General features: G+C 58.7%; 16 protein-coding genes and 2 pseudogenes. 8 read left to right on the forward strand and 10 right to left on the reverse strand.

What is annotated here, in order from left to right:
• Positions 1 to 3: 3 nt before the first annotated feature.
• The 7 genes and pseudogenes from hflX to dusB all read right to left on the reverse strand — a co-directional run bounded on the left by hflX (position 4) and on the right by dusB (position 9,358).
• Positions 4 to 1,308, reverse strand: a complete 1,305-nt coding sequence (hflX, locus tag AC0V6M_RS12105) for a GTPase HflX (protein ID WP_486139634.1) — start codon at positions 1,306 to 1,308, stop codon at positions 4 to 6.
• A gap of 27 nt (positions 1,309 to 1,335) precedes the next feature.
• Positions 1,336 to 1,878 (reverse strand): annotated as a pseudogene (hfq, locus tag AC0V6M_RS12110) (RNA chaperone Hfq); the annotation flags it as partial.
• Between the two features lie 193 nt (positions 1,879 to 2,071).
• Positions 2,072 to 3,460 carry a nitrogen assimilation response regulator NtrX gene (gene ntrX / locus AC0V6M_RS12115; RefSeq protein WP_486139062.1) on the reverse strand — a complete coding sequence of 463 codons (1,389 nt, stop codon included), beginning with the start codon at positions 3,458 to 3,460 and terminating at the stop codon, positions 2,072 to 2,074.
• Between the two features lie 69 nt (positions 3,461 to 3,529).
• On the reverse strand, positions 3,530 to 5,755 hold the full coding sequence (locus AC0V6M_RS12120; RefSeq protein WP_486139063.1) for a sensor histidine kinase: 2,226 nt from the start codon (positions 5,753 to 5,755) through the stop codon (positions 3,530 to 3,532).
• A 59-nt stretch (positions 5,756 to 5,814) separates the two neighbouring features.
• A complete protein-coding gene (locus AC0V6M_RS12125) occupies positions 5,815 to 7,227 on the reverse strand; it encodes a sigma-54-dependent transcriptional regulator (RefSeq protein ID WP_486139064.1) in 1,413 nt (470 codons plus the stop codon).
• The gene (locus AC0V6M_RS12130) at positions 7,224 to 8,339 is read right to left on the reverse strand and encodes a two-component system sensor histidine kinase NtrB (protein ID WP_486139065.1); all 1,116 of its coding nucleotides are present in this window, start codon (positions 8,337 to 8,339) and stop codon (positions 7,224 to 7,226) included. Before AC0V6M_RS12130 ends, AC0V6M_RS12125 begins: the two co-directional genes overlap by 4 nt.
• A 2-nt stretch (positions 8,340 to 8,341) precedes the next feature.
• Entirely contained in the window at positions 8,342 to 9,358 is a 1,017-nt protein-coding gene (dusB, locus tag AC0V6M_RS12135; protein ID WP_486139066.1) for a tRNA dihydrouridine synthase DusB, read from the reverse strand.
• A gap of 80 nt (positions 9,359 to 9,438) precedes the next feature.
• Between dusB and AC0V6M_RS12140 the strand changes: the two genes are divergently transcribed.
• From AC0V6M_RS12140 to AC0V6M_RS12150, 3 genes are read left to right on the forward strand one after another with little or no spacing between them, the layout of a single operon-like run.
• Positions 9,439 to 10,596, forward strand: a complete 1,158-nt coding sequence (locus AC0V6M_RS12140) for a bifunctional 2-C-methyl-D-erythritol 4-phosphate cytidylyltransferase/2-C-methyl-D-erythritol 2,4-cyclodiphosphate synthase (protein ID WP_486139067.1) — start codon at positions 9,439 to 9,441, stop codon at positions 10,594 to 10,596.
• A 12-nt stretch (positions 10,597 to 10,608) separates the two neighbouring features.
• On the forward strand, positions 10,609 to 11,175 hold the full coding sequence (locus AC0V6M_RS12145) for a hypothetical protein (protein WP_486139068.1): 567 nt from the start codon (positions 10,609 to 10,611) through the stop codon (positions 11,173 to 11,175).
• Positions 11,172 to 11,672, forward strand: coding sequence for a CinA family protein (locus tag AC0V6M_RS12150; protein WP_486139069.1), 501 nt, complete (start codon positions 11,172 to 11,174; stop codon positions 11,670 to 11,672). Before AC0V6M_RS12145 ends, AC0V6M_RS12150 begins: the two co-directional genes overlap by 4 nt.
• Here AC0V6M_RS12150 and AC0V6M_RS12155 read toward each other — a convergent pair.
• Together AC0V6M_RS12155 and lipA are read right to left on the reverse strand one after the other, a co-directional pair.
• The gene (locus tag AC0V6M_RS12155; RefSeq protein WP_486139070.1) at positions 11,633 to 12,094 is read right to left on the reverse strand and encodes a type II toxin-antitoxin system RatA family toxin; all 462 of its coding nucleotides are present in this window, start codon (positions 12,092 to 12,094) and stop codon (positions 11,633 to 11,635) included. The two genes, AC0V6M_RS12150 and AC0V6M_RS12155, sit on opposite strands and share 40 nt — an antisense overlap.
• Positions 12,094 to 13,059, reverse strand: coding sequence for a lipoyl synthase (gene lipA / locus AC0V6M_RS12160; protein ID WP_486139071.1), 966 nt, complete (start codon positions 13,057 to 13,059; stop codon positions 12,094 to 12,096). The genes AC0V6M_RS12155 and lipA overlap by 1 nt, the downstream gene beginning before the upstream one ends.
• Positions 13,060 to 13,170: 111 nt before the next feature.
• Here lipA and AC0V6M_RS12165 point away from each other — a divergent pair, with 111 nt between their 5' ends.
• Genes AC0V6M_RS12165 through AC0V6M_RS12180 form a run of 4 tightly spaced genes read left to right on the forward strand, consistent with a single transcriptional unit; the run spans position 13,171 to position 15,895 of the window.
• Positions 13,171 to 14,163: a sodium-dependent bicarbonate transport family permease gene (locus AC0V6M_RS12165; RefSeq protein ID WP_486139072.1), complete on the forward strand. Its 993-nt coding sequence runs from the start codon at positions 13,171 to 13,173 to the stop codon at positions 14,161 to 14,163.
• The gene (locus AC0V6M_RS12170) at positions 14,160 to 14,468 is read left to right on the forward strand and encodes a P-II family nitrogen regulator (RefSeq protein ID WP_486139073.1); all 309 of its coding nucleotides are present in this window, start codon (positions 14,160 to 14,162) and stop codon (positions 14,466 to 14,468) included. The genes AC0V6M_RS12165 and AC0V6M_RS12170 overlap by 4 nt, the downstream gene beginning before the upstream one ends.
• A complete protein-coding gene (locus AC0V6M_RS12175) occupies positions 14,468 to 15,109 on the forward strand; it encodes a carbonic anhydrase (RefSeq protein WP_486139074.1) in 642 nt (213 codons plus the stop codon). The genes AC0V6M_RS12170 and AC0V6M_RS12175 overlap by 1 nt, the downstream gene beginning before the upstream one ends.
• Positions 15,110 to 15,166: 57 nt before the next feature.
• Positions 15,167 to 15,895: an NYN domain-containing protein gene (locus tag AC0V6M_RS12180; protein ID WP_486139075.1), complete on the forward strand. Its 729-nt coding sequence runs from the start codon at positions 15,167 to 15,169 to the stop codon at positions 15,893 to 15,895.
• A gap of 75 nt (positions 15,896 to 15,970) precedes the next feature.
• Here AC0V6M_RS12180 and AC0V6M_RS12185 read toward each other — a convergent pair whose 3' ends face one another.
• Positions 15,971 to 17,350 (reverse strand): hypothetical protein, encoded by a 1,380-nt coding sequence (locus AC0V6M_RS12185; RefSeq protein WP_486139076.1) that lies wholly within the window; start codon positions 17,348 to 17,350, stop codon positions 15,971 to 15,973.
• 357 nt (positions 17,351 to 17,707) lie between these two features.
• Here AC0V6M_RS12185 and gyrA point away from each other — a divergent pair.
• Positions 17,708 to 20,465: pseudogene (gene gyrA, locus AC0V6M_RS12190) on the forward strand (DNA gyrase subunit A).
• Positions 20,466 to 20,555: the final 90 nt, after the last annotated feature.

The following is a 20,555-nucleotide window of genomic DNA, read 5'->3' on the forward strand; positions in this document are numbered from 1 at the left end:
GCGCTAAAGCGTCTCATATTGCCCCAATTCCTTGGGATTGAGCCGAACGGTCAACGCTCTTAGAGGACCGGTGTCCCCTTCCCCAGCGTCGCTTTCATCCACCACATCGCCGTGCGCATGCAGCCATGCGATCCGCCGACCGTCGCTGGCGGGCAGTGTCACGGTGATCACTTGGGCCTTCGATGTCAGCAGATCGGCAACCACGGTGAGAAGCTCGTCGATTCCTTCGCCGCTAATCGCTGAAATTACGGCGCAATCATCATACGCCTCGGCGGCTGTGCGCAGTTCCTCGGCGCGCTCAGGCTCTGCCAAATCAATCTTGTTCCAAACCTCAAGGATCGGAATATCGCTTGCGCCCGTGGTCGGTTCAACCACGCCGAGTTCGCCGAGCACGTCCATGACCTGCTTCTTTTGGGCTTGGTGGGCCGGATTGGCCATGTCGCGCACATGCAGGATGATGTCCGCCCCAGTGACTTCTTCCAAGGTCGCACGGAATGCCGCGACCAATTGCGTCGGCAGGTCAGAGATAAAACCAACGGTGTCTGACAGGATCGCCTTCTCAACGCCGGGCATGCTGATCGCGCGCATTGTCGGGTCGAGCGTGGCGAACAGAAGGTCTTCCGCCATCACCTCAGCGCCCGTCAAGCGGTTGAAAAGCGTGGATTTCCCAGCGTTCGTATAGCCGACCAGCGCTATTATGGGCCACGGTGCCCTGCCCCGCCGGTCGCGGTGCAATTGCCGGGTCTTGCGCACTTGCTCCAGCTCGCGGCGCAACCGGCCCATGCGCTGGCGGATCATCCGCCTGTCGGCCTCAATCTGGGTCTCGCCCGGGCCGCCGAGGAAGCCGAAGCCGCCGCGTTGCCGCTCCAAGTGGGTCCAGCTGCGCACCAGGCGGCTTTGCTGATAGTCCAAATGGGCAAGCTCGACCTGCAATCGGCCTTCCGCCGTCGCCGCCCGCTCACCAAAGATTTCCAGGATCAAGCCGGTGCGGTCGATCACCTTGCGCTTGAGCCGGTCCTCAAGATTGCGCTGCTGGATCGGCGTCAACGCGCCATCCACCACCACCAATTCTGCCTCGTGCAGCTCGCACCAGGCGGCGATATTCTCCACCTGGCCAGAGCCAAACAATGTGTTTGGCTGCATCTGCCGGATCGGCAGAATTTCGGAATGCGCGATGACCACGCCAATCGCGAGCGCGAGGCCCTGCGCCTCTTCGAGCCGTTCCGGCGCGTCGAGATCGTATTTGAGCGTGCGGATATCCGGGCACAGCACAAGGGCCCGCGCCCCGCGAGTTACCTCATCCTGCAGATCGTCATCGAAACTTCGGCTGCCGAACTCTTCGCCATCATCGCTGAGGTCAACCGGCCCGGCGGGCTGAATGGTCGAAACAGCGTGTTTATATGCCAATTGCACGGCGCCATCACGCTCCAACAGCATGCAGAACAGGTCGTAAGACGCGATGCGGCCTTGCAGCATCACGCCGTTGACGAGGAACATGGTGACCTGCACCTCGGCCTCGCTCACGCGGCTGAGGAAGATATCCTGCAGCAATCGCTGACGTTTATTGCCGGCGCGGATCTGAAACTGATCGGCGTCCATATCCTGGCCCGGCATGATCGTAGAGATCGCATGCTTATAGACCAATTGCGATTGTCCATCGCGGCGCAGCAGGATCGAGAAATTGTCAAACCACGTGACGATTCCCTGCAGTTTCACGCCTTTGACGAGAAACATCGTCACAGGAATCTTGTTCTTGCGCAGCATGTTAAGAAACACATCTTGCAAATTGGCTTGCTTGCCATCGTTTGCCACTGCTTTGCCTGCTGGCTCAGCCGGTTCGCTGCGGGGGCGCGGGGAGAGAGTTCGCCCATCGGACATTTTTATGCTCCTATTGTTTTTGGCGGCCGATTTGTTCGGTCCGCAATCTGGCCGAGGGATAGCCCACCCATCCCTCATGCCGTTTCGCCCGTAACATGGCGATTGCTTTGCCTTGGGGCAATGGCTGAGTTTTATGCAAGCTTCGTGTTAATCGGCGCAAATGGCCAGTTGGACGAATAACTTGGGGTTTGGGCTATTCCTTGCGCGCCGTCTCGCGCCGTTCGGCCATGCCAAGCAGCTTTAGCTTGCGGTGCAAGGCGGAGCGTTCCATTCCAATGAAAGTTGCCGTTTTTGAGATGTTTCCCGAAAAACGTCTGATCTGGATGGTCAGATACTCGCGCTCAAAGCTTTCGCGCGCCTCGCGCAGTGGCACACCCATCATGGCGGAAAAGCCCTGACCAGAAGCGGAGAGCTTTCCGCCCGTGATTTCCGATGGCAGCATCTCCGTTTCGACCACGGTTAGCTTCTCACGCGGGGTCATGATGATGGTGCGCTCCACCACATTGCGCAATTGGCGAACATTTCCGGGCCAATCATAGGCCTGAAGCGCGCCCATGGCTTCCTCAGAGATTTGCGGAGGCGCAATCCCTTGGTCGGTCGAATAGCGCGTGAAGAAATGATCAGCCAGCGCGGGGATGTCGTCGCGCCGCTCGGCCAATGACGGTATAGTGATCGGCACCACATTGAGGCGGTAAAACAGGTCTTCGCGGAAGCGTTTTTCTTCCATTTCGAGCGCGAGATCGCGCGAGCTGGCGGACACCACGCGGACATCGACGCCGATCTGGCGTGTGCCCCCTACCCTCACGAAACTTTGTTCGGTGAGGACGCGCAAAATGCGTGCCTGGGTCGACATCGGCATGTCGGCGATCTCATCGAGGAACAATGTCCCACCATCGGCCAATTCAAGCAGACCAGGTTGAACCAGCTTGCCGTTCGATTCCTCACCAAACAGCTCGCGTTCAAAGCGCTCTGATGTGATGCGGGCAGAATTGACCGTAACAAAGGCGCTTTCCGCGCGTGGGCTCCAAGAATGAAGTAGGCGCGCGGCGACCTCTTTGCCCGCCCCCGCTGGGCCAGAAATCAGGACCCTGCTGCCCGTGTTTGCAACCCGTTTGAGGGTCGCGCGCACGGTGTTGATGGCGGAGGAATTGCCGGTGAATTCAGCGCCTTCCACTGTGCCCTCGCGCAGCCGCGAGTTTTCCCGGCGCAGACGCTCTGTTTCGGTCGCGCGTTCGACGAGCAGCAGCAAACGCTCAGCCTCAAATGGCTTCTCAATAAAGTCCATCGCCCCGCGGCTGACGGCAGATACGGCGGTGTCGATATTGCCGTGACCAGAGAAGATGATGACCGGCAGGTCCGGCTCGCGCAATTTGATCGCATCGAGTAGTTCCAGCCCGTCCATCTCGCTGCCGTGCAGCCAGACGTCGAGTAAGATTAGGCTCGGACGGCGTTCATCAATCGCGGCTAGAGCACCAGTACTATCGGCGGCGGTTCGGCATTCATAACCTTCATCGCCGAGCACTCCGGCGACCAGCTCGCGAATATCACGTTCATCATCGACAACCAGGATTTCAATAGCCATTTTTGGCTTCTCCCTGAGGCATTTTTGGGGGCATTGGGGGGAACAGAGTTTGGGCGAATTTTAGAGGCATTATGAGGGCTCGCTTTCGGTCACTTGCGGATCGCGGGCAAAGCGCAATTGCACCCGGGTGCCGCCGCTTGGCGCGGATGCAAAGCTCATATCGCCGCCGTGTTCATCGACGATCTTATTGACGATGGCGAGGCCGAGGCCAGTGCCTTTCTCGCGGGTCGTCATATAGGGTTCGGTGATCCGCTCGCGCTCTTGCGGCAGGCCAATCCCATTGTCCTCGACCGAGATCGTGAACGTGGTCTCATCGCTGGCCATTTCGACCGTCACTTGGCCTTGGAAATCAGGCTCCGCATCAGCCCGGCGCGATTCGACTGCTTCCACCGCGTTCTTGAGGATATTCGTCATGGCCTGGCCAACCTGATGCCGATCACAGCTCAGCGTCTTGTGCAAGATATCCTCACGCATCAGCTGATCATAGTTGAGCTGGAAGTTGACCCAGGGGTGGGCGACATCCTGCAAAAACAGCGATTGGCGCACCAGATCGAGCGCATCTTCATTGCGAAACACCGGCTTTGGTAGGCGCGCAAACGACGAAAACTCATCGACCATTTTGCGTAGGTCGCCGACTTGTCGCACGATTGTGCTGGTCAGCTCGTCAAACAGCTCGCCATCGGTCTCAATCTGCTTGCGATAGCGGCGTTTGAGCCGCTCGGTTGCGAGCTGAATCGGCGTGAGCGGGTTCTTAATCTCGTGGGCAATACGGCGCGCGACGTCCGACCAAGCGGCCTGACGTTGATCGAGCAATTGGCGCGTGATGTCCTCAAAGGTGATCACATGGCCGCGCATTCCCGGCGCAATCTTGACCGCCAGTGTCAGTAGCTCTGATCCCTTGGCATGGGTCACAAGGCCGCGTTCTTTGCCCTCGCGCAGGATCGCGCAAATCTCTGGAGACAGATCCGACATTGAGCTGCCGGTCAGATCGGTGTCGGTGTCATCGGCGAGCAGAGCTTGCGCGGAATTGTTCATCAGCATCACGCGGCTCTCATCGTCGACCGAAATGACACCTGCGCTGACCGATTCCAGCACCGCCTCTGTGAACATCCGCCGATCATCGATCTGGCGGTTGGCGTTCATCAGATCATCGGTCTGCTTTTCGAGCTGCGATGTCATGCGATTGAAAGCGCGGTTGAGCAGGCCGATCTCATCCGCCCCGGTGCGCCCTTCTACCCGCAGCGCGAAGTTGCCCTGCCCCACTTTGCGTGCGGCCCCGACGAGATCAGTCAGCGGCTCAACCTGTCGGTCAGCAAAACGCAGAGCGAACCAAATGGCGAGGCCCACCAGCAGCAGGCTGACCACCACCAGCGCGAGGTTAAACCGCAATTGCAGGGTGCGCGCATCGGCAGTCAGCGCGTTATAGCTGGCGGCAACAGATTGCGCCTTTTCCCAGTAAACAAAGGAATCTTCCTCAGATGTGCGGGCATTATAGAGATAGATGCCACTCTCGCGGTCGATGGGTGCGAGTGCGACAATCCGTTCCGGGCTTCCCCGAACAACCACAAATTCGCCCGAATCTAGCCGGGACAGCACCTCTTGGCTGAAGGCGAGCGGACTGTTGTCCTCCATCAGGTTCATGATGGCGGCGGTTCTCAGCGTGTTGTCATCTAGCCGTTGCAGCACAGCACTTTCCGAGATTTCGCGGGCCTGCGCCTGATAGGCATAGCGGTCGGCAAAACCCTCGTCGGCGATAGAAATGCGCTCCAGGATGAAGCGCATATCGCTGGCCATGGCGATGGTTTCTTCTTCCACATCGCGCTGGTTTTGGTCGTAATAATTCTGCGCCAGTTCATTGGCGTTGCGCATCAAGCCTCTGGAATCATCACTGAACCAAAAATCCACGCCCGATTGGAACAGGAATGCAGCAAAACCGGACACGAGCAGCGTTGGGATTGCGGCGATGAGTGAGAAGAAAAACACCAGTCGCACGTGCAGGCGAGCGGTGCTGCCCGCAGCGCGCCTCAGCGCGAGCCGCCGTCCGATGAGGACGAGCAACGCCATCGCCGGGACCAATGTCGCCATCAGCAGCAGCGAAACCTGCAGGCTGGGCAGCAATTCGTCTTCTTGCGGGGCGGAGGAATAGGCGAACCAGGTGGCCCACAAAGCAACAATCAGAGTGATTGCCGATAGTGCTTCGAGCCAAGCGAACATGTTGGCGCGCCGCGAACGAACGATGAGCCGCCGCCACCAGCGCGGTGAGCGCTGAGTTGATGTTGCTATCGCCGTGTCCATCGTTGCGAGTTTACAACGCCAGTGTTGCTCAATTGCAAGGCCAAACTGTGGCGATTGCGTTAAAGCGGTCTTGTGAAGCGGTCAGGCTCTATCTCAAGATCACCGATCCGCTTGCGCAAAGTGTTGCGATTGATCCCCAGCAGCTTGGACGCGCGCAGTTGATTGCCGCCTGTTTCGGCCAACGCATGTTCGATTAGGGGTTTTTCAAAAGCGGCCAAAGCGCTGTGATAAAGCGCGCCGTTTTGAGGATTGTTGTCAGCCAGCCATTGGTCCAGCGCACCAGCAAACCCGCTTGGGGCGCCCTCGCCTCCCGGCTGCGTCTCTGCACCGATAATGTCGGAGAGGCTCGCGCTATCGATCAAATCATCACGCGCCATCAGTGCCAGACGGTAGACCACATTGCGCAGCTCGCGAACATTGCCGCGCCAGTTGCGCTCTTCCAGCATTTCAACCGCCTCTGGGGCCAATTGCCGTCGCGGCAAGCCATCTTCCGCTGCCTGAGCGAGGAAGTGCTGCGACAGCACCTCAATGTCCTCGCGCCGCTCACGCAGAGGCGGCAGCTCAATTGGAACCACGTTGAGGCGGTAGAACAGATCTTCGCGGAAGTTCCCCGCGGCAATCATCGGTGCAAGGTCGCGGTTGGTCGCGGCGATAATGCGCACATCGATGGCGATTTCCTGCCGCCCGCCAACGCGGCGGATCTGGCCCGATTGGAGTGCACGCAGCAGGCGGGTCTGCGCCTCTGCGGGCATGTCACCAATCTCGTCGAGGAACAGGGTGCCGCCATTGGCCTGCTCAAACTTACCAATGGCTTGGGCGATCGCGCCCGTAAAGGCACCCTTTTCGTGCCCGAACAGCTCGCTTTCGATCAGGTCGGCGGGGATCGCGCCCGCATTCACCGCGACAAATGGCCCCGTGCGGCGCGAGCCAAGCTCGTGGATCGCCTCGGCGACCAATTCCTTGCCCGTCCCGCTTTCGCCGGTGACCAGCACAGTGAGATCATTGCGCAGAACGCGCGTGATCATCCGGTAGACGCCCTGCATTGCCTGGCTGCGCCCGACCAGGGGCATGCCGTCGCCTTCCATTTCCGGCGCGGCGGCGGTCTTGCTGCGCTGGCCAGCGGCCTGGTGCACAGCCTGGACGAGCTCATCGAGGTCAAATGGCTTGGGGAAATACTCAAACGCCTCGCTGTCGCTGGCGCGTACGGCGGTATCGAGCGTGTTCTGCGCCGAAAGGACGATCACCGGCATATCCGGCGCGCGCGATTTCACCTCGTGCATGGAGGCAAGCCCGTCGCCATCCTCCAGCATCACATCGGTGCACATCACGAGATATTCGCCCGAATCAAGCAGCCGATTGCGCTCCGCGATGCTGCTGCACCGATCAATCTGAAAGCCTTCGTCTTCGAGCGCCGCGATAATGACGGTGGCAATCGCGCCATCATCTTCGACAAGTAAGATTTTGCCGCTCATGCCGCCGCTCCTTGCACGCCAGGCTTGGCTTGGCGCAGGTGTATGCGGAAACGGGTCAGGCCCGCCCTGGCGTCTCGCTCGTGGCCAATCCGGCCCTGCATATCGCGCACCAGCTTGCGTACAAGCGCGAGGCCCAGCCCCTGGCCGGATTTCTTGGAGGACACAAACGGCTCAAACACATGATCGCGCAGGGCCTCGTCAATGCCCGGCCCGCTGTCGCTAACTGTAATCTCAATCGGCAGGCGGACCGCGCGGCCCATGCGAATTGCGTTGAAGGCGAGCCCGCTCACAAACCGTGTCTGAACGATTATGCGAGGGTTTTCATGCTCCTGCGCTGCGTCGCGGGCATTGGATATGAGGTTGATAAGCACCTGCTCCAGCGCATCCTGATTGGCCAAAACCGGCGGCAGAGAGGGATCAAATTCCTCGATGATCTCCACCCCATTGCTGCCCGCAGCGCGCACGGTGGCTATCGCGGATCGGATCGCCTCATGCGGGTTGCAGGGCGCGACCGGGTCGGTTTGCTTGCTGCCTAATTGCTGCATCCGGTCGATCAAGCGCGCAATGCGGTCCACCTCGTCGGTGATCATCCGGGCGAGCGATTTGTCGGCATGCGGCAATTTGCGCGCGGCTAGCTGCCCTGCCCCGCGAATGGCGGCGAGCGGGTTCTTGATTTCATGCGCCAGGATCGCTGGACCGCCGAGTGTCGCTTCGCTTTGCTCATCGCGCCCGGTGTCATCCCGCGCGCTTTCTGAGAGGGTGATCACCCGCCATCCGGGATGCTGCGTCAGCGGCGAAATCGTCAGGTTTACCCGCTTTTCCTCGCGGTTAATGCGCAAGGTTACGTCGCGGGCAACGACTGCATCCTGCGAAGTGCGAATGTGGTTGCGCACGCGCGCATCAAGCATTTCGGCGACTTCGCGCACAGATCTTCCGACCAGACGCTTTGCGCTTTGCCCCAGCAGGTTTTCTGCTGCGTGATTGGCCTCTGCGATGCGCGTATCAGGATCGACCAGCACCACGGCAAAGATCAACCCGCCGATTTGCGAGGCGGCATCGGGTCTGTTGGCGTGATCGGTGACGGGGTCTTTGGAAGGCCGTGTTTCGGCCATGGTCATGCTGCTCTGCGCCGAAGGAATGGCTCGTAAAAGCGCTCAATCTCGCCCAGCACTTGCTTGGGATCCTCGATGAAATTGGCCTTGTTGCGGAACTCCGCTGAGCCGTGCATTCCCTTGGTGTACCAACCAATATGCTTGCGCGCGACCTTGCAGCCGACCTCGCTGCCATAATGGTCGAGCATGCGTTCATAATGCTCAACAAGTGTCTCATATTGCTCGTCAAAGCTGGGGCTCTCGAGCGCTTCGCCGGTTTTCCACCAATGCATGACTTGGCCCAGCAGCCACGGTTTTCCGTAAGCGCCGCGGCCAATCATCAGTCCGTCTGCACCTGATTGCTCAAGCGCAGTGGAAGCATCATTGATGGTGCAAATGTCGCCATTGACGATGACCGGAATGGAGACCGCCTCTTTCACTCTGCGGATGAAGGACCAGTCGGCGCTGCCCTTATACATTTGATTGCGAGTGCGGCCGTGGACGGTGATCATCTTCACCCCAAGATCCTCGGCAATCCGCGCCATTTCCGGGGCGTTGAGGCTGTCGTGATCCCAGCCCATCCGCATTTTCACGGTCACCGGAACATCGACGGCTTTGACGGTCGCTTCCATCAGTTTGGTCGCCAGCGGCACTTCCCGCATCAGCGCGCTGCCCGCCATGCCATTGGTGACTTTGCGTACTGGGCAGCCGAAATTGATGTCGATGATCGCGGCGCCATTGTCTTCTTGCAATTTCGCCGCTTCGCCCATGCTGACGGGATCGCACCCAACGAGCTGCATCGACACGGGCTCCTCAATCGGGTCCCATTCGGCCTTTTGCACAGATTGCCGAGTTTCTCGGATGGCGGCTTGGCTGGCGATCATCTCGGTCACATTGAGGCCAGAGCCATAACGGCGCACCAGAGTGCGGAACGGCATATCCGTCACGCCCGTCATCGGGGCGAGAACCACAGGGTCGTCGATCTGGACAGGGCCGATCTGAATGGGCTTAAGGGCCGGAGGAGGTGGAAGCGCGGTCATATTATCAATTGTGCCTAAAATTTGGGCAGCGCATAGTGGATTGCGCAAATTCCGTCCAGACCTTAAGCGCGCTGGACCATATGAGTGATGAACCCACCCTCCCCCAATTCGCTGCGATTGTTGTTGCCGCTGGCAAGGGCCTGCGCGCAGGCGGTGAACTGCCGAAACAGTTCCGCAAGTTTCGCGGAAAACCGCTTGTCCGGCATTCGGTGGAGGTTTTGGCCGCTGCGGGGGCAGCTCCGATTGTGGTGGTCTTGGCCGAGGGTACCCGTGAACTGGCCGAGGAAGCGCTCGCCGGGATTGGCGGGATCGAATTGGTTAGCGGCGGTGCAACTCGGCAGGAATCGGTCGCCAATGGGCTGGAGGCGTTGGCCTCTGACGGGCCGCAGACTGTGCTGATCCATGATGCCGCGCGTCCTGATCTGCCGAATGAAGTGATCCGCCGCCTGTTAGAGGCGCTGACAGACCATTCGGGCGCCATTCCGGCGCTTCCGGTGGTCGACAGCCTCGCGGTGGCTGGTGATGGCAATATGATGGCGGGTAAGGCCAACCGTGAGGCTTTGCGCCGGGTGCAAACCCCTCAGGCCTTCCGCTACGCTGATATCCTCGCCGCCCACCGCGTATGGGATGGCGCAAAAACCGCTGGCGATGATGCGCAGGTGCTGACCGAGAACGGTGGCAGCATCGCCCTTGTCCAAGGGGACGAACGCCTCAAAAAGATCACATTCGCAGAGGATTTCATGAACGCACATTCAGCGCCATTCAGGGTAGGTCAGGGTTTTGACGTCCATCGTCTGGTCGAAGGCGAGGAATTATGGCTGTGCGGCGTGCAAATACCCCATAACAAAGGTTTATCCGGCCACAGCGATGCCGATGTCGCTCTGCATGCGATCACCGATGCTGTGCTGGGCGCGATTGGCGACGGGGATATCGGCACGCATTTCCCGCCCAGCGACCGGCAATGGGCCGGAGCGCGCTCTGCGCAGTTTCTGGAGCATGCGGTCAAATTGGCAGGCGCAGCCGGCTTTGCGCTCGGCAATATCGACCTCACCCTCATTTGCGAGGCACCCAAGATCGGCCCTCACCGCGCGGCCATGCGCACGGCGGTGGGCGCGATGACGGGTCTGGAAGAAAACGCCATTAGTATCAAAGCAACCACGACCGAGAGGCTGGGCTTTACCGGTCGCGGCGAAGGTATCGCGGCGCAGGCTATCATCAGCCTGTATACCAGCGCTTAGAAGGACAGATATATGAAACGCACATTCACCAAAGCGGCCGCTTTTGCGCTGGCCACCGCGGCATTGATGCAGGCCCAAGTTGCGCAGGCTCAGGCGCCCTGCGTCGATCAAGCGGACCTCAGCGATGCGGCGATTTATGCGATGCCGCTGGTGAGCCAGGCGCTCGACCGGACCTGCGCGAGCGAACTGTCGCCCGATGGCTTTTGGGCCACCGAAGGCGCGGCCTTCACCGCGAAATTTGCGCGCCTGCAAGAGCGCAGTTGGCCCGGCATGTCGCGCATGTTCGGTGTGTTCATGGACAAGACAATGGCGAGCGAAGGCGGCGAAGCGAATCCATTGGCCGGATTGCTCAACTCTAGCGATCCCGAAAGTATGAGCGCTTTTCGGCCTCTGATTGATGCTGTCTTGGTTGAGCAGATCGCTAGATCAATCAAACCGGCGGACTGCACAAAGGTGGAGCGCGGCATGTCCTTGGTTGCGCCTTTACCGCCAGAGAATATTGGCGGTTTGGTGAGTTTTATTGCCGATATGGCTGACCTTAAAGACCCCGAAGTCTGCCCATATACGGGTGACGAATGACTGGTAGCCTGCTGCCCGATGATATCATCGCGCTGGCTCAGCGTGTTGTTGATGAGAACAAAGCCGCTGGCCGTGTGCTGTCGCTGGCCGAAAGTTGCACCGGCGGCCTCGTCGCGGCGGCTCTGACCGAGATACCGGGCTCTTCTGCTGTGCTCGATCGCGGGTTTGTGACCTATTCGAACGAGGCCAAGATGGAATCGCTCGATGTGGCGCAGGATATTATCGAGACCTTTGGTGCGGTTTCCATCGCCTGTGTGTGGGCCATGGCTCAGGGCGCGCTCAAGAATTCCAATGCGGACTGCGCAGTCGCGATCAGCGGCGTTGCCGGCCCCGGCGGCGGCACTCAGCTAAAGCCGGTTGGTACGGTCGTATTCGCGCGCGCCATCCGCAATTCCGATGGCGAGCCAGAGGGCGAGCTAAAGCACTTTGATGTGAAAGATCGCGCCGCGATCCGCCATCAGGCGGCGCTGGTGGCGCTCGAATTGCTGCTGCCGTAAAGCGCGGCTGCGCGCTGTTCAAAAGCCTCAACCATACGCCGAAACGCGCGGTCAAAATACTGTCCGGCTATCGCCTCGAACATGCGGTTTTTAAATGTAAAATCGACTGAGAAGTCGATCTCGCAGCCGCCATCATCCATGGCGCGAAAAGTCCACGTGTTGTCGAGGTCTTTGAGCGGGCCATCCATGTAATGCACATCGATCAGCTTCGCGCGCTCCTTATGAACGCGCGAGGTAAAGCTTTCGCGCAGGCTCTTGAAGCCCACCACCATATCCGCGACCATTTCGGTCTCGCTGTTGGAGCGCACCCGCGTGGCGATAACCCAGGGCAGAAACTCGCGATATCGGCCTACATCCGCGACCAGATCGAACATCTGCTCCGCGCTGTATGGCAATCTGCGAGTTTCGCGAATTCCCGGCATCAGATTTTGAGCGTATCCGCTTGGCGCTTGGCCTGCTTTGCGAACTTTTCCGCCCTTGCCGCTTTCATCTCGGCGAAATCCTCACCTGCATGATAGCTGGAGCGGGTCAGCGGGGTCGAGGCAACCTGCAGGAAGCCCTTTGCCCGGGCGATTGAGCCATAGGCGCCAAACGCCTTAGGCGTGACGAACTCCTCTACCGCGGCATGTTTCGGCGTTGGCTGCAGATATTGGCCCATGGTCATGAAATCCACATCCGCACTGCGCATGTCATCCATCACCTGATGCACTTCGAGGCGTTGCTCGCCCAGCCCCAGCATGATGCCGGACTTGGTGAAGATCATCGGATCGTGAGATTTGACCTCCTCGAGCAGGCGCAGCGAAGCGTAATAGCGCGCGCCGGGCCGAATGGTGGGGTACAGACGCGGCACAGTCTCCAGGTTGTGGTTGTAAACGTCGGGACCGGCGGCACAAATTGCCTCCACCGCCGGGCGCATTTTGCCGCGAAAATCCGGGGTGAGAATCTCAATCGTGGTGTCGGGCGTGGTTCGGCGCAGGGCCTCAATCACCTTTACGAACTGCGATGCGCCGCCATCGGGCAGATCGTCACGATCGACACTGGTGATGACAATGTGCTCCAGCCCCATCTTCGCCGCTGCAATAGCGGTGTGCTCTGGCTCCAGCGGGTCAACCGCGCGCGGCATTCCGGTTTTGACATTGCAGAACGCGCAGGCGCGGGTGCACACATCGCCCAGAATCATAACCGTTGCGTGCTTTTTGCTCCAGCATTCGCCGATGTTCGGGCATGCTGCCTCTTCACACACGGTGTTGAGGTTGAGCTCGCGCATCATGCGGCGCGTTTCCTGATAACCCTCGCTCACAGGCGCGCGAACGCGGATCCAATCCGGTTTGCGCTGGCGCGGCGGGCGTTCTGGGGTCTTGCCAGGGGTGTTCGCTAGGTCGTTCATGCCTGCCCACTTAGGCAATGCGCTGCGCCTTCGCAATGGCCCGAAATGCCTGTGTATGGCGGATGCAACGTGGCTTGTGAGAATTGCACGTCGCCTCTAGGCCGTAGCGTCATGGATGCAGCCACTCTTCAGACGTTTACATCTCCCGTGGTGCTGTTCTTTGTGCTCGGGTTGCTCGCGGCCTTTGCGCGCTCTGACCTCGCCATTCCAGAGGCGATTGCGAAGGGCATGTCGCTCTATTTGATGGCGGCAATTGGCCTAAAGGGCGGCGTGGCCGTTTCTAAATCGGGTATCGATTCGACCGTCTTGATCGCCTTGGCCCTAGGGATAGCGGCCAGTTTCCTGATGCCGTTCATCGCAAATATCGCGCTGAAGGGCTTTGCAAAGCTCGACCGGATCAATGCCGGCGCGGTCGCGGCGCATTATGGCTCGGTCAGCGTGGTCACCTTTGTGACAGCGGTTGAGATATTTGAGGCGCAGGGCAAGCCACCGGGCGGTTATATGGTGGCGGTGATGGCCGCGATGGAAACGCCAGCGATCCTTACCGGCTTGCTATTGGCGCGCGGGATGGGCTCGAAAGACGGGCAGAAAACCGGCGATTTGCTACACGAGGTGTTCTTCAACGCATCGGTCGTCTTGCTGCTGGGCTCCTTCGCCATTGGCATGATTTCCGGCGCAAAAGGATTTGGCGAAGTTGCGCCGTTCTTCGAGGCTGGATTTAAGGGCGTGCTATGCCTGTTCCTGCTCGATATGGGCCTGATCGCGGCGCGGCGGATGATGGACGCCCGTGCGATCACCTGGAGGCTCGTGGTGATCGCGATTGGCCTGCCGCTGCTCAACGGTTCGATTGGTACCGCGGCGGCGGCCGCATGCGGGCTTGATGTCGGCTCCGCTGCAGCGCTCGGCGTGCTGTGCGCCAGTGCCAGCTATATCGCGGTGCCAGCCGCGATGCGGCTTGCCCTGCCAGAGGCGGATCCGGGGATTTACCTCACCATGTCGCTGTCAATCACCTTCCCGTTCAACATCCTGATCAATATCGGCTTGATTAGCATGCTGGCGAGCGCTCTAACGGGTAATCCGGGCAGCGTAGGAGCAATTCCATGATTGAAACCGTCATTCGCAAGCGGATTGAGATCCTCACCGATACCGCCCTTCTCAAGCGGGTTACCGATGAGATTGAGCGGATGGAAATCACCGGTTGGACAGTGGTTCCAGTAAGCTCCGGCAAAGGACGTGAGGGGCGCTGGCGCGAAGAGCGGGTGATGGGCACAGACAAAGTTTTCGTGCTCACTATTGCCGCCGAAGACAAAGCGCAGGCTTTGGCAGAGGCGCTGGCACCAGAACTGACTAAATATGGCTTCATCCTATCGATGTGGGATGTGGAGGTTATTCGAGGGGAGCGCTTTTAATGCCTGAATTTGCAGAACTTTTAAAAGGCTATGAGCGTTTTCGTAAAGAGATATACCCCCGCCAGCAGGCTCGGTTTGACCAAACCGTCGCTGAGGGTCAGCATCCAAAGCTGATGATCATTGGCTGCAGCGACAGCCGTGTGGACCCCGCTCAGATTTTTGACGTTGATCCCGGCGACATCTTTGTTTTGCGCAATGTCGCCGCGCTTGTGCCCCCGTTTGAAAAGGCCGCTGACCAACCCGAAGCACCCGCAGCGATCGAGTTCGCTGTGAGAATGCTCGAAGTGAAGCAGGTGGTTGTGATGGGCCACGGTAGATGCGGTGGTTGCAAGGCCGCGCTGGCGCACTCTTTCGACAATACGGAGCCGGGGAGCGGCGGATTGCTATCCGGTTGGCTTGAACACCTTAGCGAACCTGCAGAAGCGATTGGCCGGGCATTGGGGCGCGAAGGGAAAGATGCGGAACGTGCGATGGAACTGGCTGCTGTTCGGCAGAGCTTAGCCAACCTGCGTTCCTATCCCTTCGTCAAAGAAGCAGAAGATGCTGGCCATTTGAAATTGCGCGGCGCGCACTTCGCCATTCCTGATGGCGTGTTGTACTCGCTGGACGAGGAAACAGGCGATTTCGAAGCACTCGCGTGAACAGCTGCGCAGATTAAGCGCTTGTACCCCCTGCCCTGCGCGCCCATTTAACGTTGCATGTCTAATACAGAATTGAAAAACATCGCTCTGCTGATTGATGCAGACAACACCACCCCGCAGGGCATCGACCCTGTGCTGACCGTTATGGCCGAGCTGGGTCAAGTGAATATCCGCCGCGCCTATGGCAATTTCGCGAAGGATAACCTGAAGAAATGGGGTAACCTCACCAACAAATTCGGTATTCGGCCTCAGCAGCAATTCGATGTGTCTAAAGGCAAAAACGCCACTGACATGGCGATGACGATTGATGCGATTGATCTGCTCAATCAGGGCAAGGTTGATGGCTTTGGCATTATGACCTCTGACAGCGATTTTACGCCGCTGGTCACGCGCCTGCGCCAGGATGGGATACTCGTCTATGGCTTTGGCGAGGCGAAAACGCCTGACGCCTTTAAGTCGGTCTGCACGCGTTTTATCGATATCCAGCAGTTGATATCGACCTATGCTGACGAGAAATCGAATGGCGGTGAAAGCGATTCCAAAACGAAAACCGAACTGGTCGATGAGGATTTGATCGAATTGATCACTGCGGCCTATTCTGAAGCGAAGCGTGATGATAAAGGCTACGCAAGACTACAACAGGTCGGCCAGATCGCCGGCAATCGATCCAGCTTCGATGTGCGAAATTACGGGTTCAAAAGCCTATCCGACCTGTTCCGTTCGCTCGGCAATTTTGATGTCGAACGCGGGCCAGACAACCAACCCATCGTCAAACGGCTCCGCTGACCGCTCATATGATGCAATGAGGCGCCACGACTTGGGCCGCAGCGCCTCATTTCTGTGCAACAATCCTGTGCAGGATTAGCCGCCTGTTGCAGGTGCTTCAAGCGTGTCCGCTGGTGCAGCCGTCGCTGTAGTAGGAGCCACAGGCGAGGATTTCTGACCAGCATAAGCGGCCCACAATTGCGCGATTGGCTTACGCGGGCCTTCGACCTTGGCAAAGCTCTCTTTCGCTGCGTCATACTGGCCCATGCCAGCTTGCGCGATGCCCAGGCGGGTTAGAGTTTCCGCCGTATCAACACCGGGCATGCCCAGCGTCTTTTGGAAGAACTCAGCGGCCTTGGCATGTTCGCCGTAGCTCAGGAAGGTATCACCGGCGGCCTTGATCGTGCGCAGACCAGCGCCGGCTGCGCGGGCATCACGCTCCAATGCTGGCAGGTCAGAACGGTCTGACGCGACCCGGCCCTTAGCGATTTGAAGCGAGTCAGCGACATAAATGTCGTCCCGGCTCACAACGCCGCTGGCATAACCTTCTTCAATAAGATCAGATACTTCCTTCGGCAGCAGGCGGGCATCCGCTGCTTCGATATATTCGATGTAGTCCTGCTTGCTCTGCAGCGACTTCACTTTGTGGCCCAGCCGCATAAGGTCGAGCATCTCACCACCCTGATAATCGCTCAGATTACGGGTAAGGTTGATTGCATCACGCCAGCTCGTTTCTGATGGATAATCGGCAATCCAAGCGGTTGCGATGTCATAGACTTCTGGAACGATTTCATTGTTGTATGCAACGGTCAGACCGCGGCGATACCATTGCTCATTCACCGTACCGCCAGCCGATTTGGTATTGGCGATTGCATTGTTGAGATAGGACAAGCCATCCCGGTAGCGTTCTTCGGAGAAGAAGCTCTCTGCCATAGCGATCTGAAGATCAGCTAAGGTTACCGTGTCCGTGGTGAAATTGTTATCGATTGCGGCCTGCAGATACGGACGCGCTTCGGCAAACTGGCTTTCGGCATTTTTCAGCTGATAGGCGATGAAGTTGAAACGCCCGAGATTGGCAGCTTCAACCTTGCCGCTTTGCAGCATCAATTCCATGCCCTGGATCTGTAGCGAACGATCGCTCGTCTTCGCACCGGCGTTGTAAATCAAGCCGCCTGCAGCGATTTTTTCATCCGGTGAGATTGACAAAGAACCCAAAGAAATGAGCTGCGACTTGAGCGATGCGACGTCCGCACCTTCCTCGTTCACCGAGGTGTTAAGCGGTGTGTAGGCCGCGATAAACTCTTCAGAATACTGCGCCTTCTCTTCTTTCCTTTTCTTCTTCTTTTTGTCCTGCGCATGAGCGGTATCGGCGAACGCGGTCGAGCCAATTACGGCCGTTCCGGTTGCCAGTGCAATCGCAAGCGCGAGGTGTGAACCGGTCTTTTTACGAGCGCTGCCCATGTTAAAAATCCGCATGTCGTCTCTCCTGAAACAATTTAGGGTGTGGCGCGTGTTATCGCGCTGGTGATTCATGTCTGTCTAACGCCATTAACGCAGGCGGGCAGTTTTGCAATTATGGCTTAGCCTATGGCGCCTGAATGGCCTTTGAATGGTTCTTTACTTGCGCCGAAATGAGACGGGACTGCCTCCCCTCGCCCTTCACCCGTGTCAGGTGTGGAAAACCGGGCGTTTGGGCCTGCTTCCTCGCTTTCCAAGGTGGCGAAACGCCGTGCTGAGGCGTAAGCTACGAGGCTTATTAATACCTGATACGGCAACCACAGAAATGGCCCTACATTGAGCGACGATAGCGAAACCCTAACGCCCCCGACCCCAATGGAAGAATTTGAGCGCATCGACATCGTCGATGAGATGAAGACGAGCTATCTCGACTACGCGATGAGCGTGATCGTCAGCCGCGCTTTACCAGACGTGCGCGACGGGCTGAAACCGGTGCACCGGCGGATTCTCTACGCCAGTCAAGAAGGCGGCTTTGTCGCTGGTAAGCCCTATCGTAAGAGCGCCAAGATCGTCGGCGACGTGATGGGCAATTATCACCCTCATGGTGACAGCGCGATTTATGATGCGCTGGCCCGTATGACCCAGGATTGGTCCATGCGCGTGCCGCTGGTTGATGGCCAGGGTAACTTCGGCTCGATGGATCCCGATCCGCCTGCGAGTATGCGTTATACCGAGGCGCGCCTTGCCCGTGTCGCGAACAGTCTGCTCGACGATCTCGACAAGGATACAGTCGACTTCCAACCAAACTATGACGGGCAATTGACCGAACCGCAGGTTCTGCCAGCGCGCTTTCCTAACCTGCTGGTCAATGGCGCCGGTGGTATCGCGGTTGGCATGGCGACGAACATCCCGCCGCATAACCTTGGCGAGGTGATCGACGCCTGTTTTGCCTATATAGACAATCCGGCGATCACGACCGAGGAACTGATCGAATATGTCCCCGGCCCCGATTTCCCCACGGCCCCACTGATCTTAGGCACCAGCGGAGCGAAATCCGCCTATACGACGGGCCGCGGATCGATTCTGATGCGTTGCCGCCATGAGATTGAGACGAAGCGCGGCGACCGCGAGAGCATCGTGCTCACTTCGATTCCCTATCAGGTCGGCAAATCCGGCTTGGTCGAGAAAATCGCAGAGGCCGCCAAGGACAAGCGGATCGAAGGTGTTTCGGACATTCGCGATGAAAGCTCACGCGAGGGTATGCGTGTTGTCGTTGATCTGAAACGCGATGCGAGCGCCGAGGTCGTGCTCAACCAAATCTGGCGCTACACACCGGCGCAATCAGGCTTCCCGGCCAATATGCTCGCGATCAGGGGCGGGCGTCCAGAGACGTTGATGCTGCGCGACATCATTCAGGCGTTCATCAGCTTCCGCGAGGAAGTGATCACGCGCCGCACCAAGTTTGAACTGAACAAAGCGCGTGAACGCGCGCACCTCTTGCTTGGTCTGGTGGTTGCGGTCTCCAATCTGGACGAGGTCGTTGCGATGATCCGCGGTGCGCCCAATCCGGCGGCTGCACGGGCGACCTTGTTGGCTAAGGAATGGCCGATTGGCGACATTGCGCAATATATCAGTCTGATCGAAGCAATCGAGCCGACGGCTGATCAGGAGGGCGGCACATACACCCTCTCAGAGAAGCAGGTTCGCGCCATTCTCGAACTGCGCCTGCACCGTCTCACGGCGATGGGGCGCGATGAGATCGGCGGCGAACTGCAAGAGCTGGCCGATAAGATCGAAGGCTACCTCGCGATCCTCGCCGACCGGGTAAAGCTCTACGCGGTGATGCGCGAAGAGCTGGAAGAAGTGCGCGCGACCTATGTGACGCCGCGCGTTTCCGAAATTGCGCCGGCTTGGGATGGCCTCGATGATGAAGACCTGATCGAGCGCGATGAGATGGTCGTCACCGTTACGCACGACGGCTATATCAAGCGTACGCCGCTTTCCACATTCCGCGCGCAAAATCGCGGCGGCAAAGGCCGCGCGGGCATGTCGACCAAGGATGCGGACGCAATCTCGGAAATGTTCGTCACCTCGACGCACAATCCGGTGCTGTTCTTCTCCACTTCGGGCAAGGTTTACCGCTTGAAAGTCTGGAAGCTGCCCGAAGGCGGCCCGGCGACGCGCGGGCGGCCGATTGTCAATCTGCTGCCATCGCTCGATGACGGTGAGACGATCCGCACGGTTCTGCCGCTGCCAGAGGATGAAGACGAGCTGGGAGGCGCTCTCGGTTGTGTTTGCCACGGCTAAGGGCCGCGTGCGCCGCAACTCGATGGGATCATTCACCAATATCCCGTCGAACGGTAAGTTCGCGATGAAGTTTGATGCCGATAGCGATGATAAGCTCATCGGTGTCGCTCTGCTCGATGCAACGGACGATGTTCTGCTCGCTTCGCGTCAGGGTAAGGCAATCCGCTTTGCCGGCATGGATGTGCGCGAATTCACCTCTCGCACTTCAACCGGGGTGCGCGGCATGAACTTGAAGCCTGATGATGAGGTCGTATCGCTCTCAGTCTTAGGTGCGACAGGCACCACACCAGAAGAACGCGAGCAATATCTCAAGTTCGCGCCATGGAAGGCTGACAGGGAAGGCTCGCCGGAACTAACCGAGGAACGCTTTGCCGAGCTTGAAGAGAAGCAGCAGTTCATCCTCACCGTTTGCGCCAATGGCTATGGCAAGATTTCCAGCGCCTATGAATACCGCCGGATTGGACGCGGGGGCATGGGTATCACCAATATCGACAACATTGCCCGCAATGGACAAGTTGTGGCGAGCTTCCCTGTGTTGTCGGGCGAGCAATTGATGCTGGTCACGGATCAGGCGAAGCTTATCCGCATCGGCCTCGATACCTTGCGCGTTCTTGGCCGCAACACCGCTGGTGTGCGCCTGTTCGATGTCGGCAAAGGCGAGACGATCGTCAGCGCGGTGAAGATCGACGAGACGGAGGAGCCTGAGGACGCCGCGGAAGAAGCGGTGACTGAGGAAATGGTCGATCGCCGGGGCGGTGATGATGAGACCACGCCGCACACCCCGCCGCAGAGCGATGATGACATCGGCGAAGACCCGCCGGAATAACAAAGTTCTGACGAGTACTCGGGGTCAGGTGAGCGAGAGCTTGCTTGGCCCTTTCTCGTTGGCGTGCTCGCAATAATACAGCGCCCACCA

The organism is Erythrobacter sp. JB3-1 (genome assembly GCF_057364995.1).